We start from the raw sequence: 15946 nt of genomic DNA on the forward strand, positions 1-15946 counted from the left end.
CCGCATAAATACTGACTATTTTCACTTTTCCCGGAAAGAGCCGACCACTCAACATTTCTCTAAATAATCGATGACAGCGATCAGATCATCACATATTACTTCCGTAAGTTCACGCATCTCATCATCGGGACCTATGATATCCGGAACCATTATGGGACGCATTCCTGCTGCCTTGGCTGCTCTTATCCCGTTGTAGGAATCTTCTATCGCAAAGGTCTCACTTGGATTCACTCCAAGTTCCCTGCATGCGAGCATATATATCTCAGGATTGGGCTTACTTATCTTAACGGCATCACCACCTACTACCATATCGAAATAGTCTATGAATCCCGCGTCTGTAAGCTCGCTTGTCACAAGCGCCTTCCTTGTGGATGAAGCAACACCGACTTTAACGCCTTTTCCTTTAAGGTACTCAAGAATTTCTTTTACACCATTCTTAACAGGAAGCCTTCCTCCGTCGAATTTCTCATGGAATAATCTGGAGCTCTCGGCAAGGAGCTTATCAGCTATCCCCGCGCCCATCTTGTCTGCATAAGCATTCTCAACAATGTCGTGTGTCTGCGCGTTATTGGTACCTATGCACCTCTTAAAGACAGGTTCAACATCTCCGAGCCCGAACTTCTCACCAAGCTCATACCAGCATGAAAGGCAGGCTCTCTCGGAGTCGAATATAACTCCGTCCATATCAAATATTACACTGTAAGAACATGCCATTTATCTTTCCTCCGAACCAATTATATATACGCGACAGTATAACATATCCGACAAGGAATTTCCTGTTTTTATCAGCGAAAAAAAGACACCCCGAAATTACCAGGGTGCCGATCTTACCGTATCAAGCCTTTCCGGATTGTTCAGATATTCGCAGTCCGGTGGCGAATTTACAAGTGAATTGTTTCGTACTTTGCATGAAGCATTTCTGCATTCTCTGCATCTGAAACTTATATGATTGTTATAAAGCCTCTTACACCCCACCGAGCAAAAAGCCCAATTACCGTTACGTGCAATAAACGTTCTTCCGCAATGCAAGCATATCCTTTTTACATTATGTGCCATAATTCTATACTTCCCCAAAAAACCAAAACGCTAGGCGCGTTTTTTATAAAACGTAAATCTTTATATTCTTAATTATAAACTAATGTGCAAGTCCCTTAAAGAGGGGCTTGCACAAGTTCACAGATAGTTCAAACTTTCTAAATTTGCATCATTTAAAAAGAGTAATTTCTAATATATTTTGGAATAATCAATTTTCACACGGTGAATTCAAATCAACTTTCTGAAAACTACAATCGTTTAGCTCAAGCTGCTGCCTTTTTTTCATCATGTGCATAAATTGCTTTCAAAATAACCGGCGTCAATATAGAACTGATAACGATAAGCAGGATTACTGCAGTAAAATACCTGCTGTCGATGATCTCCGCCTTAAGTCCTCTTTGCGCAACGATAAGCGCAACCTCACCTCTTGTCATCATTCCGACACCGATCTTAAGACTGTCGGAACCGTTATATCCAAGGACTTTGGCCACAAGTCCGCAACCCACTATCTTACCGAGAAGGCCGACTATAACAAATGCAAGAGAAAATACAATAACCGTTGTATCAACGGATCTTAAATTAGTCTGAAGTCCTACACTTGCAAAGAAAACAGGTCCGAAGATCATATATGAGTTAATATCCATTTTCCTGTCGATATATTCGGAATCATCAAGCGAGCTTAAGATAATTCCCGCAACAAACGCACCTGTGATATCCGCAACTCCAAAATACTTATCCGCAATGTAAGAAAATACAAGAGCGAGCGCAAGTCCCATGATGGGAATACGTCTTGTATGACGCCACTTTGTATCAAGCTTTTGCATTATCTTAAAAATAATAATTCCCACAACCAAAGAGAACGCAAAGAAAAGAACAGTCTTAACGCATACCATTCCGATATTTGCACTTGGATCTTTCATACCGATAACGGCAGTAAGCACAACAATGCCGATAACGTCATCTATTATCGCAGCGCTCATTATGGTAGTTCCTACCTCAGTTGAGATTTTTCCAAGCTCTCTGAGCGCCTGAACGGTTATACTTACAGAAGTTGCCGTAAGAATTGTTCCGATGAAAAGAGCTCTCATAAATTCGACACTTCCCGGAGCCGCAAATCCGTAGAAGCACATATAAAGAACAGTTCCGAAAGCAAGCGGTATTCCAACTCCCGCGCACGCAAGTATTGTAGCTTTTATACCTGACTTTTTGAGATTATCGATATTAGTCTCAAGTCCGGCACTGAACATAAGAAGAATAACGCCGATTTCCGCCATCTGGGAAAAGAAATCACTCTCAGATACGATATTAAGTATTGTAGGTCCTATGATAAGGCCTGCAATAATCTCTCCCGCCACCTGAGGCGCCTTGAGTTTCCTTGCTCCGAGTCCACAGAACTTAGCTGCAATAACTATGATTGCAAGATTACGCAAAATTTCTAAACTGTCCACTTTTCATCCCTCGATTCTATTATTTAAAAATCAATTTCTTTTTTAAATAAGAAAAGATTGCATCGGCCAAGTTTTAACCGAATGCAATCCTATTATAATACAACTTAGATTTTTCGCAATCTAATAAACATATGAATAAAAATTATGGTATACTATCTTTCAAACAAAGGCGTTTCGATGTGTTTCGAGCGCCTTTTTATATTGCGACATCATGGCGAACGTAGTCGCAAAATCAGTATTTCGGAGGAAAAGTAATGGAAAAGATCTACAGTTACATTGAACAAGTCAACAGTGCTGTAAACGGTTTTGTCTGGGGGCTGCCCATGTTGATACTTCTTGTCGGAACAGGCATACTTATGACTTCACTCACAAGAGTATTTCAGGTCACCCATTTTAAGCACTGGGTAAAAAATACTGTCGGCGGAATATTTAAAGACAAGAATGTCACAGCTCACACAGGAAAAGATGATATGCAGATATCACAGTTTCAGAGCTTATGCACAGCACTTGCCGCAACTATAGGAACAGGTAATATCGCAGGTGTTGCCGCTGCCATAATCTCAGGTGGCCCGGGCGCAATATTCTGGATGTGGATAGTTGCATTCTTTGGAATGATGACAAACTTCTCCGAAAATGTTCTCGGAATATATTATCGCCGAAGAAACAATAAAAACGAATGGTGCGGCGGTGCCATGTACTATCTTAAGGACGGTCTCGGCTCCAAACCCGGTCTTGAAAAAGTAGGTGCATTTCTCGCCGTTATGTTCAGCGGATTCTGTGTTATCGCATCATTTGGAATCGGCAATATGAGCCAGATAAACTCAATCGCGGTTAACGTAAACTCAGCTTTCGGAATCCCCAACCTTGTTACCGGAATCATTCTTATGATCCTCGCAGGACTTGTAATCGTCGGAGGACTTAAAAGAATCGCTTCTGTTACAGAGACACTTGTTCCTTTCATGGCAATAATCTATCTTATATGCACACTCATTATCATAGTGATCAATATAGATCAGCTCGGCGCAGTTATTACTTCAATAGTTAAAGGTGCGTTCGGAATGAAAGCAGTAGGCGGCGGAATTGTCGGAAGCGGTATCGCATATGCCATGCAGTGGGGAATGAAAAGAGGCGTCTTTTCAAACGAAGCGGGACTTGGATCATCTGTAATGGTTCATTCAAGTTCTAACGTAAGAGAGCCTGTAGTTCAGGGAATGTGGGGCATCTTCGAAGTTTTTGCCGACACGATCATCGTATGTACACTCACTGCTTTTGCAGTACTTTCAAGCGGACTTGTAGATCTTGAAACAGGTAAAGTTATATCCGATCAGGTGTCAACCGCACTTGTTGCAGAAGCTTTTTCAACCGTATACGGCAAAGCAGGTGGAGCATTTATAGCAATCGCAATTCTCTTCTTTGCATTCTCGACAGTACTCGGCTGGAGCCAGTACGGCAGCAAAGGTTTTGAATATCTTTTCGGAACAAAGACCGTAAAAATTTATCAGTCAATTTTCGTCGTATTCATACTTGTCGGCGCTACGATTGATCTTACACTTGCATGGGATCTTTCAGATACCTTCAACGGTATGATGGCCATTCCGAATCTGATAGGTGTCATCGCACTTAGCGGAACGGTAATGAAGATAACCAAGAACTACGTAGCCAGAAAGATCAAAGGTAAAAAAATCGAGCCTATGCTTTCTGCGATTGATGAAATTCAGGAACAGCACTTGAAAGAAGTTTCATAATATGCAAAATAGTTCGGATAGCGACTCTATATCTGCTATCCGAACTATTTTTTTAATTCACTAATTGTTTATTGGCACCTGCATCATACTATATTTTTTATTCCTTCGCAGATTCTCCTTGCCACTACGGGATTGTTCATCGTATACAGATGTATTCCGTCGATGTCACTCACAAGAAGGTCTATGATCTGGCTGAGCGCATATGACATTCCCGCATCAAAAAGAGCTTCCTTGTTGTTCTCGTACCTTTCCGTGATCTTCTTAAATCTCTCGGGGAAAGTTGCGTTGCACATCGTGAGCATTCTCTTTATCTGTGCGGCATTGATAACCGGCATAACTCCCGGGATCATCGGAACTTCTATTCCATTGGCCTTACTCTTTTCCTTAAAGCTCATGAACTTGTCATTGTCAAAAAAGAGCTGTGAAAGAAGCACCTCCGCTCCGCTGTCCACCTTGGTCTTGAGATTCTTAAGCTCATCCTCTTCAGTTGCAGTCTCCGGATGCATTTCGGGATAGCATGCGCCGAGTACACAAAAATCATACTTATCCTTCATATATAAAATTACATCCGAAGCGTACCGGAAATCATCTTTTTCAGGGATATTCGCATTTCTGTCTCCCCTGAGAGCAAGAATGTTTTCAATTCCTTCACTCTGTAAAGCCACCGCAAACTCATCAATCTCACTCTTGTCGTAGTGAAGGCTCGTCAGGTGAACCACAGGCTCAACGCCGTAATTATGCTTTATCTTTTTGGCAATCTCAATCGTATTGTTTGAACCTACGCTTCCGCCCGCTCCGAAAGTTACGCTTATAAAATCAGGCTTAAGCTCGCAGAGAACATCAAGTGTCTCATCTATCGCTTCAAGCGCCTTATCTTTTTTCGGAGGAAAAATCTCAAATGACAGAGTTTTTCTGCCTTCTTTATATAAATCCGATACTTTCAACTTCTTGCTTATCCTCTCACTGTCTTTGCTGCCTTAACAAGATTGATAAGGCTCTCTTTGGTCTCGGGAATTCCCCTTGTCTTAAGTCCGCAGTCGGGGTTTACCCAGAGTTTGTGGTCATCGATCCTGCCGCGCATCTTGCCAAGTGCATCAACGATTTCCTGAACGGAAGGAACACGGGGACTGTGAATGTCATAGACACCGGGGCCTACTTCCGTCTTGAAGTTATTGGCTTTTAACGAATCCAGGATCTGAAGATCGGATCTTGAAGCCTCAAAAGTAATAACATCCGCATCCATCGCATCGATCACAGGAATGATATCCGTAAACTCGCTGTAGCACATATGTGTATGAATCTGAGTCTCAGGCTTTACTCCGCTGTGCACAAGTCTGAATGCAGGAATAGCAAAATCAAGATACTCGCTGTACCAGTCCGACTTTCTGAGAGGAAGCTTTTCTCTGAGCGCAGCTTCGTCGATCTGGATGATCTCTATTCCGGCTTTCTCAAGATCAAGAACCTCATCTCTTATCGCAAGCGCAAGCTGCAAAATGCTCTCCTTAATAGAGATGTCTTCTCTCGGGAAAGACCAGTTAAGGATAGTAACAGGTCCTGTGAGCATTCCCTTCATCGGCTTATTTGAACAGCTCTTTGCATACTTTGACCATTCTACGGTAATAGGGCTCTTTCTTGAAACGTCGCCCCAGATGATCGGAGGCTTAACACATCTTGTGCCATATGACTGAACCCACGCCTTCTCAGTGAACACATATCCTGCAAGGTGCTCACCGAAGTACTCTACCATGTCATTTCTTTCGTATTCGCCGTGCACAAGTACGTCGAGCCCAATCTCCTCCTGGAACTCTATGCACTTTTTAATTTTCTCTTTGTTAAAGGCAACATACTGCTCTCTGCTGATATTTCCTTTTCTGTAATCCTGTCTGTTCCTTCTGACATCCGTAGTCTGAGGAAACGAACCTATTGTAGTTGTGGGGAAAAGAGGGAGTCTCAATTTATCTTTTTGTATCTTTTCTCTCTCGTTAAACTCCGGACTTCTCTCGTAGTCGCACTCTTTTATATTTGAAACTCTCTCCCTTACCACCTCATCTACGCTATCAACTCTGTTCTTGAAAAGCTCGGCGTTAGATACAAACTTTTCAGAGGCTGATGCCTTCTTTACATCCTTCTCATCCGCGAGCTCCGCTATATCCTTAAGCTCAGATAATTTCTCTTTTGCGAACGCGAAGTGCTTCTTGTACTCAGCAGAAATCTTGTGTTCACTCTCAAGTGTGTAAGGCACATGAAGAAGCGAACAGGACGTATTTACAACTATGTTGTCCGAACCCGTGATTTCCCTTAACTTTCTTATAATTTCAAGAGACTTACCGTAATTATTCTTCCAGATATTTTTACCGTTGACCACGCCGGCAAAAAGGAGCTTATCAGCAGGGAAACCGTTCTTTTTGACAAGTTCAAGAGATTCTTTCCCCTCAATGAAATCCAGACCAACCGCATCAAAATCAAGCTGTGTAAGTAAGTTGTAAATATCTCTCACATCTCCGAAGTATGTCTGAATAAGAACCTTTGTATTTCCCTTTCCGGCAAGAATACTACGATACAGCCTCTCGAAAAGCTTAATATCTTCGAGCGAAAGATCTCTTACAAGATAGGGCTCATCAAATTCCGCCCACTGCGCGCCAAGCTCTGTAAGCTTTGAAAGGTATGCCACATATTCTTTTGCAAGGGTCTGCTCGAAATCTGAAATATTCTTTTCACCTGTAAATCTTGCAAGCTTTAAAAACGTAAAAGGTCCGATGATGTTGACCTTAAGATTATCTGCAAATTCAGATGCCTCCTTAAACTCATCAAAAGGCTTTGTTCCGGTGAGCTTGATCTCAGTATTGTCGTCAATCTCAGGAACAAGATAGTGGTAGTTTGTATTGAACCACTTCTTCATGGCAAACGCCTTGACGTTTCCCTCCTTACCCTGATAGCCCCTGGCCATGGCAAAAAAAGTATCTGTCTCCGAAAGTCCGAGCTCTCTGTATCTGTCCGGTATGATATTGAAAAGCACCGCAACATCAAGCATGTTGTCATAAAAAGAAAAATCATTTACGGAGATAAAATCTATTCCGCTTGCTTTCTGAAGCTCTAAGTTTTCTCTTCTTAGTCTCTTCGCTGTATCCTTAAGCTCTTTTTCGTCTATTTCATTCTTAAAATATTTCTCAGATGCAAATTTAAGTTCTCTGTCTTTTCCAACTCTTGGGTATCCGATAACCGCTGTTCTCATATGCTTTCCTCTCCTGATTTAGAAATATTTATTAAAGTCCCACTCCGGCGCAGTTGTTTATTGTAGTAATTGGAAGTATACTGCTACGATATCCATAGGTAAAATACATATTTCCATGTCGATATCATAGAATTAATCTATGATAGATGGTATACTTACAGCATGACACTAAAACAATTAAATTACGTGGTAACCGTGGCTGATACAGGAAACATCACAGAAGCTGCCAAAAAGCTCTTTATCGCTCAGCCAAGTCTTACCAGCGCTATTCAGGAAATTGAAAAAGAATATAAGATAACAATCTTCAACAGAACAAAGAGGGGAATCAGTATAACCACCGAAGGAACCGAGTTTCTTGGCTACGCCCGTCAGCTTCTTGAGCAGGCAAACCTTATCGAAGAACGCTACACAGGAAAGCCTGTCGGAAAGACAAAGTTCTACATTTCTTCCCAGCACTACTCTTTTGTCGTTGAAGCTTTTGTTGAACTGTTAAAAAGATACGGCGGTGAAAAGTATGAGTTTCACATGAGAGAAACCCAGACCTATGACATCATCGAGGACGTTGCGCGCCTTAGAAGCGAGATAGGCGTGTTGTATATGAATAAGTTCAACGAGACGGTCATTAAAAAAGAACTTCGCGATAATGACTTGTCTTTTACTCCGTTATTCAAGGCAAAGCCTCATGTGTTCATCGGAAAGAATTCTCCTCTTGCAAAGAAAAAGAGCCTTACGCTTGATGATTTAAAACCTTACCCCAGGCTATCTTACGAGCAGGGAACACACAACTCTTTTTACTTCTCAGAGGAAATCCTGAGCACTCAGGACTCAGACAAAGATCTCGTTGTCTGCGACAGAGCGACTCTTTTTAACCTGCTGATAGGGCTAAACGGCTACACAATCTGTAGCGGTGTGATCAATGAAAATCTGAACGGAGCAAATATAGTCGCGCGCCCGCTTAAGGTTGATGATTACATGGAAGTTGGATATATACTTAAGAATTCCGTAGGCGTGTCCCCGCTCACGCTGAGTTATATAGAGATAATAAAGGAACTTGTGAAAAAGAAATAGAATACTTACAATGCAAAAGAAGTGATAACTTGAGCAAATGAGCTGTAGTTATCACTTTTCTTTGATATCCGTGCAAATGGGCACTGTATATATTATGAATTTATGTATGAAGAAGCGATATGATTTACAGAAATCTGCATAGGAAAGCTCTTCGTTCCGCAGATTTCGCATGAGAAGCGTCATACCCGCGTTTCTCTATCTTACTTTGCAGCTGCAAATCCCTTCTCAAGGTCCTCGATGATATCATCGATGTGCTCTGTACCGATTGAGAGTCTGATCGTGCTCTGTGAGATTCCCTGATCCTTGAGCTCATCGTCGTTAAGCTGAGAATGAGTTGTTGTTGCTGGATGGATAACAAGGCTCTTTACATCGGCAACGTTTGCAAGAAGTGAGAAGATCTCAAGGTTATCAATGAACTTCCAAGCAGCCTCTTTTCCGCCCTTGATCTCAAATGTGAAGATTGAAGCTCCGCCGTTGGGGAAGTACTTCTCATAGAGAGCGTGGTCGGGGTGATCTGCAAGTGAAGGATGGTTAACCTTCTCAACCTGAGGATGCTTTGAAAGGAACTCTACTACCTTCTTTGTGTTCTCTGCATGTCTCTCGAGACGAAGTGAAAGTGTCTCAAGTCCCTGAAGAAGCAGGAATGCGTTGAACGGAGAAATTGTTGCTCCTGTATCTCTAAGGAGGATAGCTCTTATAAATGTAACAAATGCAGCAGGTCCTACGGCATCATAGAAAGATACACCGTGGTAGCTGGGGTTGGGAGCTGCGATATTAGGATACTTGCCGCTCTTTTTCCAATCGAACTTACCTGACTCAACGATCACACCGCCAAGAGTTGTTCCATGACCTCCGATGAACTTGGTTGCTGAATGTACAACGATGTCAGCGCCATGCTCGATAGGTCTGATAAGGTAAGGTGTTCCGAATGTATTGTCGATAACAAGAGGAAGTCCGTGCTTGTGTGCTATCTCTGCAACTGCGTCGATATCAGGAATATCACTGTTGGGATTTCCAAGTGTCTCGAGGTAGATTGCTCTTGTATCTTCCTCAATCGCACCCTCGATTTCTGCAAGGTTATGTGCATCAACGAATGTCGTTCTTACTCCGTACTGAGGAAGTGTGTGTGCAAGGAGGTTGTAGCTTCCGCCATAGATTGTCTTCTGTGCTACGATGTGTCCTCCGTTAGCTGCAAGCGCCTGGATTGTATATGTTATGGCTGCTGCGCCTGATGCAACTGCAAGTGCTGCGCTTCCGCCTTCCAAAGCTGCAATTCTTTTTTCAAAAACATCCTGTGTGGAATTTGTAAGTCTTCCGTAGATGTTACCTGCATCAGCAAGTCCGAATCTGTCTGCTGCGTGCTGGCTGTTTCTGAATACATATGATGTAGTCTGATAAATCGGAACCGCTCTTGCGTCTGTAGCGGGATCCGGCTGCTCCTGTCCAACGTGTAACTGTAATGTTTCAAATCTGTAATTGCTCATAATCTATCTCCTTCATTTGCATTTATTTTTCGTGTGTGTTATGTTGTGTTAATGTTATTCCTATTTACCTATTACGTCAATAGGTTTTATGATAACTAAATCAGCATGCCACTAATAAGTTTTTGTTATATCTCATTATATGGGGTACAATGTCAGTATAAATAGGAGGTTTACATGTTTACTACCAAAGGACGCTATGCCCTGCGCGTTATGATCGATCTTGCGCAGCACACAGAAAATGAATACATCCCTCTCAAGGATATCGCCACAAGGCAGGACATCTCCAAGAAGTATCTTGAGATTATTGCAAAAGAACTTGTAAAAGGCGGTCTTATCGAAGGCGCCAGCGGAAAGCACGGCGGCTACAAACTTTTAAGAAGTCCCGACGAATATAGTGTCGGAGAAATAATAGAACTAATGGAAGGCACTATCGCGCCCGTAGCCTGTCTTGAAACAGGCGCTCCCGAATGCACACGTGCCTGCAAATGCAACACTCTTGATATGTGGACCGAATTCTACGAACTTGAACGCAACTTCTTTTTCGGCAAGAAACTGAGCGATCTGTGTAATTAGTGTGTTGCCTTTCCGTACGCGCGGCCACAAGGTAACTGTTTAGAAATGCGCTGCGTACGTCTGCGCAGTAATTTTCATAATTTTACCCAAAACGGGAATGCCTCCTTTCGACGTTGCTCAGAGAAGTCGGCATTCCCGTTTTTGATAAAATTTGAAAATTATCTTGCTCGTCCGAAAGCAGCGCATTTCTAAACAGTTACCTTGTGGCCGGGCTGTCTATGGAAAGGGCGACAAACATAAAACTATACCTATATCAATCATGCAAAAACTCTATCGATAATAGACTACTATTCCCTGTACCCGTGTATCTGAGATACAACGCATGCGTTCCGGAAACCGCATCGAATCTGCATTCATCGGCAGTCCAGATGTTGGAGCCTATAGCATGAATCTTGCCAAGAGGCTCGCCGTCAAGATCCGTGAGGATCTCAAAGTCTCCGTTGAAATAAGCTCTTGTCTTTATCCTGAGACCTGTAAGGTTATTGAAGTCAAAGTATTTGAAGCCGATTGTTGTTCCGTCAACAATATCTTTGATATAGCTTTCTCCGTATGATTCGTCACCACCGACCTGAACCACTCTTGGAGCACCGGGCTCGACGTACATCTTGTGCTCTTTTGTAAAGATGTTGCAGGCAATGTATGCGGGATATTCTCCCTTGTCAGAAAGAGGTCCGCCGTTCAGACCGCATGAAGTTATCTCTACCTGAGGAATACTTCCGTCGGGGGCAAAAGAGATTTTTTCCGCGCATCCCTGTCTGCTGAACCAGGTTCCGTTGGTATGTCTGTGATAGAAGATGTACCAGTCGTCACCGATTTCGATTATGCTTCCGTGGTTGTTGGCGCCGTAAGCTGTCGGCTCGTCGGCTTTCTTGTATGTATCAATGTGCATATCGCAGTTACTTACGATAACTCCACCGTACTCAAAAGGTCCTTCGGGGCTCTTTGATGTAGCATAGCAAAGCTCGTGCATAACTTCAGATGAATATACAAAGTAATAAATATCTCCGCGCTTTCTTATCGATGAAGCTTCAAAGAATGCGTGTCCTTCGAATGATGTTCCCTTGCTGTATTCGCATCCGGGCGCGATTATCTTGGGAGCTTTTTTAACCGTAAGCATATCCTTATCAAGGACTGTGAACATCGAACCGCTCCTTGACTTATCGCCCTGTCCGCAGAAGCCTGTGTACATGTAGACTTCGTCGCCTTCCGTGAGTACACCGGGATCGAACTGAGGCTCATCGCCCTCTTTGTCACCGAGCTTAACGCCGTCTTCATAGTGAACATATCCATAGAACTCGTAAGGGCCTGCAGGTTTGTCACTTACCGCAACAGAAACAACGCTCACCTTATCAAGCACGTAGTAGAGATAGTATCTGCCATCGGGACCGACCGTTACATCTGGCGCATAGAGGCACATATGTCCGTCAGGATTAAGTGGATCCTGTGTCTTTTTGAAAATTACGCCCTCATACTTCCAGTTTCCAAGGTCATCTACAGGTGCTGACCAGCAAACGTAATCGCCGAGGCAGAATGTCTCGCCGCCGTATATATCATGCGATCCGTAGACATATACTCTATCTCCGAACACATAGGGCTCGCCATCCGGAATGTACTCCCAGTTTGGAAGATAGGGATTGATTCCCTGCCGCCTTGTGTTCTGTCTTATGCCGCCTTCCTTCTTAGGAACTGCTCCGCGGGATGTGAATTCCATCTCGTTTGGATTTTCGGAAGTGTATGTTCCCCAGTTCGGGAGCTCTTTTTCACCCTTACCTGTTCCGTTCGGATTGCCTGTCTTAACAAAGTTGGCAAAATAATCGCACATCTGCGCTGCAAGGTCATAGTGTCTGCCCTCATACGCGCGATGGCTCTTTCCAAGTGTATCAAAGAAGAACCACAGATCCACAGAGTGGAAGCATCCCGGGTATGCCTCATCACCGGCACCGTCGCCCGGAATATCGGGGCAAAATCTGTAGTAATAGAAATCTCTGTCGGGGCTGTTTTTCTTTGCTCCGATCAAAACTTCTTTTACAGACTTCTCGACCATATTTGTGTTATCTTCTATAAATTCATCAATTGTATTTCCGGCAAGGATCGGAATGTCAGGATACTTTCCTTCTATGAAAGCGTCCGTGGTATTTTGCTTACAGAATACTCCGTCCATTATCGGAACCATCATTGGATTATTCAAAAGATATTCGTGATAGCCCTCAAGAATCTTTTTGGAATTAAGCTTTCTTGCACCTTCGATTCCATCCACGCCAAGCGCTTCCATGAACTTTGCACCAAGCTCCTCCGCCTCAGAAAGCGGCTTAGGTGTAAAGAGCTTATCCTCGGGTTTATCAAGTTTTATAATTCCGCTAAATATTGCTGCGCCTTTTATGATCTTGCTGTTATCTTCACAAACAAGCTGATTAAGGACAGAAGCGCCACCTGCAGACTGGCCTGCGATTTTGATATTGTCAGGATCTCCGCCAAATGCCGCAATATTCCTATGTACCCAATGAAGCCCCGCCTTCTGATCAAGAAGACTGAAATTACCGGGTGCATCGGGTGATTCCTCTGTGAGCTCTTTATGCGCAAGATTTCCAAAGCAGCCAAGCCTGTACGCTACAGAAACAACTACAATACCCCTTTTTGCCAGTGCCTCTCCGTCAAGCTCCATCTCTGCTGTGTAACCCCATTGAAAAGAACCTCCGTAATACCACACAAGTACGGGAAGCTTTTCATCTTTGCTCTTTGCAGGTGTCCATACATTAAGATACAGGCAGTCTTCACTCATCGGTATTTCGGGATCGACGTGCCACTCTCTGCAATAAATATCAGTACCTAACCCCGGTGTATCCTGATAAGGAATCGGCGCAAATGTGTTGGCCTCATATATTCCATCCCAGTCTGTACACGGCCTTGGAGCTTTCCATCTATTCATTCCAACAGGCGGTGCAGCATAAGGAACCCCTTTAAATACCGTTACACGCGGATCCGCACCCGCTATGCCCCTGATCCTGCCATTTTCTACTTCCGTTAATCTTAGCAACCTCCTTTACCTCCTCTAAAACATTAAACGATATATGAAATGCATAATAACTTTTGTCACCTATATCGTTATATTTAAGTTATACCATAATACTTTAGATTTTGGTAAAATAAATATTTCACAATCTAGTGTGCTGTCATCAAATAACAATTTAGGCAAGTAATAAAGTCGACTTATTTGGTGACAATAGCACTAGATAGCATAAAGTGAAATTTTAAATTTGTAACTCGATTGCAAAGTCAACTGCAAGCTGTATCTTTAGCAGTTTCTCAACAAGTATATCGTAATTCCCCCGAGATACAACTTTGCAATACAAACAGAAGGGACAAATGCACTATACAAGGCACTTGAATGAGTCGATGCAAGTTACTCAGATTCGATTACAAAATTTATGCCCGTAAAGTCATTCTCACATTTGCTTATTTCTACGTGCAATATATCAATTTCCGGATTCTATACCCGTAAAATCGGTCACTCATTGCTCTATAGTTTTATGCATTTGGGGGCAAAACAATTTTCATTACGTTCCGTACGCTATCTTGATGATATCGTCTATCCCCGCTTCCTCTATCGAAACATCCTTGATGTTCTTGAGTTTCGAGAGATCAGCGATGATCTCTGCTGCCGTCGTTTCTTTTTTCATAAATTTATATTTGGCAATATTGCCGCTGTGCTCTATCATCTCGCAGCGCTCGTGCGACGGCGCCTCTTCGTCGTAATACTCAACAACGAGAGTCTTGTACGGCGCGATCCTGTCGATGATCTGCGATAAATTCCCGTCCTCCATCATAACGCCATGGTTAATGATTATCAGTCGCTCGCACAATTCCTGAATGTCGCCGAGGTCGTGCGTTGTAAGTATAATTGTTGTCTTTTTGATCTTATTGATCTCTTTTATAAAAGTTCTAAGCGCAAACTTGGACGATACGTCAAGCCCTATAGTCGGCTCATCAAGGAAAAGAACTTTCGGAGAGTGGAGCATTGCCGCAACGAGGTCGCCTTTAACGCGCTGTCCGAGAGACATCTGGCGAACTGGCTTATCCACAAGCTCTTTTATCCCCAAGATGGCGTCCATGACATCCAGCGTCTTGTCATAATCAGCCTGGTCAATTCGATAAATATGCTTAAGAAGCTCAAAGCTTTCTCCAAGGCGAAGATCCCAGTTAAGCTGCGACCTCTGTCCGAAGACGACACCGATATTTTTCACAACTTCTTTTCTGTGCTTTGTAATATCCTCGCCGCCGATGTACACGCTTCCGCTTGTCGGTGTAAGAATCCCCGACATCATCTTGATCGTGGTACTCTTACCTGCGCCGTTAGGCCCAATAAATCCTACAATCTCGCCCTCTTCTATGTTAAAAGAAAGATCGTCAACCGCATGTATAGCCTTGTACTCATTTTTTATAAGTCCTTTTAATGCTCCGGAAAGTCCCGGCTCCTTTTTCTTAAGCAAATAGTCCTTACTCAAATTCTCAACTTTTATCATACTAATTACCTGCACTTTCGTATTTTTTAAGTCCTAATGTAAAGAAAGCACCGGAAAGTGCCATCATCAAAAGCCCGACAAATAGCGTAATGAACGGGACAATCAGCCCTCCATATGTACTGCCCGAAATCCCCAAAAGCGATGATACCGGATAAAAAGACACCCAACCGATAGGAATCAGGTATGTCAGAATAAACTGCATACTCTCAGGGTACATTGATATCGGATACATAGTCGACTTATCCATGATTTCCTGCGTATACTGCCCAAAATCCACGACGCTTCTGGTGTGAAAAGAAGTGCTTCCGAGAAAGATATACAATCCGCCTCTTATCAGCGTTGCGCCTATCAACATAACAATAACCTGTATACAAAAAAGAAGCGTGATCTTAATCTCACATTTTGCGCATCCATAGATAAATACAAGAATTCCCGGAATCAGGTCCGTCACGCCAAACACATTTATATTGGTAAAAAAGAACTGATACAATACCCCAAGCGGTCTTGTAAGATACCTGTCAAAATCGCCGTAAATCACGTAATAGCCCATGAACCAGCCTTGTACAAAAAAGATCATCGAAAGTGCATGGGATATGACGGAGATTCCGTACAGAAACGCAAGTTGTCCGTAGTTCCAGCCGTTTATCTCGCCAAAAGATTCAACTACAAATTTGATGATCGCAAATCCCATTATGAACTGAAGAGGATTCGATATCAGCCATCCCGCTATGTTAGAGGGATATTCAATTATCGTCATCATTGCCATCTTGATAACATGCCAAGTAACGTCGATATAGTGCCCCAGTTCGTCAAAAGCTTTTTTCATACTGCCTCCTCCATG

General features: G+C 43.0%; 12 protein-coding genes. 3 read left to right on the forward strand and 9 right to left on the reverse strand.

Features of this window, described 5'->3' with window-relative positions:
- Positions 1-48 precede the first annotated feature (48 nt).
- The 3 genes from T356_RS0103180 to T356_RS0103190 form a co-directional block, all read right to left on the reverse strand.
- Positions 49-714, reverse strand: coding sequence for an HAD family hydrolase (locus T356_RS0103180; RefSeq protein WP_026513249.1), 666 nt, complete (start codon positions 712-714; stop codon positions 49-51).
- A gap of 96 nt (positions 715-810) precedes the next feature.
- On the reverse strand, positions 811-1056 hold the full coding sequence (locus T356_RS0103185; protein ID WP_026513250.1) for a hypothetical protein: 246 nt from the start codon (positions 1054-1056) through the stop codon (positions 811-813).
- Positions 1057-1298: 242 nt separating this feature from the next.
- The gene (locus T356_RS0103190) at positions 1299-2483 is read right to left on the reverse strand and encodes a cation:proton antiporter (protein ID WP_026513251.1); all 1185 of its coding nucleotides are present in this window, start codon (positions 2481-2483) and stop codon (positions 1299-1301) included.
- Between the two features lie 254 nt (positions 2484-2737).
- On the opposite strand from T356_RS0103190, the gene T356_RS0103195 reads away from it, so the two are divergent.
- The gene (locus tag T356_RS0103195) at positions 2738-4228 is read left to right on the forward strand and encodes an alanine/glycine:cation symporter family protein (RefSeq protein ID WP_051563114.1); all 1491 of its coding nucleotides are present in this window, start codon (positions 2738-2740) and stop codon (positions 4226-4228) included.
- Between the two features lie 83 nt (positions 4229-4311).
- On the opposite strand, the gene metF is transcribed toward T356_RS0103195, so the two are convergent.
- A complete protein-coding gene (gene metF / locus T356_RS0103200; RefSeq protein ID WP_026513253.1) occupies positions 4312-5172 on the reverse strand; it encodes a methylenetetrahydrofolate reductase [NAD(P)H] in 861 nt (286 codons plus the stop codon).
- 8 nt (positions 5173-5180) lie between these two features.
- On the reverse strand, positions 5181-7460 hold the full coding sequence (metE, locus tag T356_RS0103205; protein ID WP_026513254.1) for a 5-methyltetrahydropteroyltriglutamate--homocysteine S-methyltransferase: 2280 nt from the start codon (positions 7458-7460) through the stop codon (positions 5181-5183).
- A 162-nt stretch (positions 7461-7622) separates the two neighbouring features.
- Between metE and T356_RS0103210 the strand changes: the two genes are divergently transcribed.
- On the forward strand, positions 7623-8528 hold the full coding sequence (locus T356_RS0103210; protein WP_026513255.1) for a LysR family transcriptional regulator: 906 nt from the start codon (positions 7623-7625) through the stop codon (positions 8526-8528).
- Positions 8529-8728: 200 nt separating this feature from the next.
- Here T356_RS0103210 and T356_RS0103215 read toward each other — a convergent pair whose 3' ends face one another.
- A complete protein-coding gene (locus tag T356_RS0103215) occupies positions 8729-10012 on the reverse strand; it encodes an O-acetylhomoserine aminocarboxypropyltransferase/cysteine synthase family protein (protein WP_026513256.1) in 1284 nt (427 codons plus the stop codon).
- A 174-nt stretch (positions 10013-10186) separates the two neighbouring features.
- Here T356_RS0103215 and T356_RS0103220 point away from each other — a divergent pair, with 174 nt between their 5' ends.
- Positions 10187-10585 carry an RrF2 family transcriptional regulator gene (locus T356_RS0103220; RefSeq protein ID WP_026513257.1) on the forward strand — a complete coding sequence of 133 codons (399 nt, stop codon included), beginning with the start codon at positions 10187-10189 and terminating at the stop codon, positions 10583-10585.
- 253 nt (positions 10586-10838) lie between these two features.
- Here the strand turns inward: T356_RS0103220 and T356_RS21705 are convergent, their stop codons facing one another.
- From T356_RS21705 to T356_RS0103235, 3 genes are all read right to left on the reverse strand, one after another.
- Entirely contained in the window at positions 10839-13619 is a 2781-nt protein-coding gene (locus T356_RS21705; protein ID WP_330370878.1) for a carboxylesterase family protein, read from the reverse strand.
- 520 nt (positions 13620-14139) lie between these two features.
- Positions 14140-15105, reverse strand: a complete 966-nt coding sequence (locus tag T356_RS0103230) for an ABC transporter ATP-binding protein (RefSeq protein WP_242846546.1) — start codon at positions 15103-15105, stop codon at positions 14140-14142.
- A 1-nt stretch (position 15106) separates the two neighbouring features.
- Positions 15107-15931, reverse strand: a complete 825-nt coding sequence (locus tag T356_RS0103235) for an ABC transporter permease (protein WP_026513260.1) — start codon at positions 15929-15931, stop codon at positions 15107-15109.
- Positions 15932-15946 lie beyond the last annotated feature (15 nt).

Source organism: Butyrivibrio sp. LB2008 (assembly GCF_000621565.1).
Lineage (GTDB): Bacteria > Bacillota > Clostridia > Lachnospirales > Lachnospiraceae > Butyrivibrio.